Below are 878 nucleotides of genomic sequence, written 5' to 3'. Positions count from 1 at the left end.
TAAATAGAGGGATTAAAACAGTATGAATAAAATTAGGATTCAAATATCATTTTTGAGATTAATAACTGTCAAAAGAATAGCCAGCAAGGAAAGACCAACAAATAGCATCCAAGTCAACTGTATATTCCATACAGCTATAAGTGAAAAACAAGCTGTTCCCACAGGTATGGATAAGGTAAACAATAAACCTAAAAAATTACTGGTACGAGCTAGAACATCTGGAGCTAGATTTTTCATGAGCATGGCACTAATCTTTGGTTGAACTTTACCAGACACATACAGAGTTAAAAATAGAAATAGCAAACCAAGCACGACTTGATTGAATACATTAGCTAGACCAATTAGACTGAGTCCTACGGTCGCCCACATCATCAATCTAGGCAAAGACTGCTTCCCAAAATAATCATTGCCCGTAAGGCTACTGATGATGATTGCTACTAAAACACAGAATTGATTGATAAATAGTGCCTCTGTGTAAGAAAAATTCAAGAGAGAATGGCTCAAAAAGAAGATGTTATAGATGCTTCCTAAAGCCCCACCCAAGGCATTAATAAGCAAGACAGCAAAGATCATGAAACCAAAGTTTTTCTGTCCACCTTTAAGAAAAACGAGACGTAAATTTCGGTAAATTGTTAGGAACTGGTCTTTGATAGAAAGCTTCTCATTTTTTAGTTTTTTACCATCAGCAGATGACATTGACAGACTCAATTTGCTTTTTCCTAAAAAGAGAATAAAGGCTGATACTAGGAAAAAGCAGGCATTGATTCCCGCAACAAGGGAAAAATTGTTGACCGATAGACCTAAGAGCCAAACTCCAAAAGCTTGACCACCAATAGCTGAAATATAGGTGATAAACTGGGAAAAAGAATAAGCTTCCA

At 36.1% G+C, this 878-nt stretch carries 1 protein-coding gene; it reads right to left on the bottom strand.

All coding sequences use genetic code 11. The features are described 5' to 3' along the window. Positions 1-39: 39 nt before the first annotated feature. A partial coding sequence (locus GMD4S_RS12390; RefSeq protein ID WP_000330522.1) for a hypothetical protein occupies positions 40-878 on the bottom strand: 839 nt, incomplete at its 5' end.

The sequence above is a fragment of the Streptococcus sp. GMD4S genome, from assembly GCF_000296955.1.
Note: the sequence above shows the minus strand (reverse complement) of the source record. Positions and strands in the feature narration are given on the sequence as shown.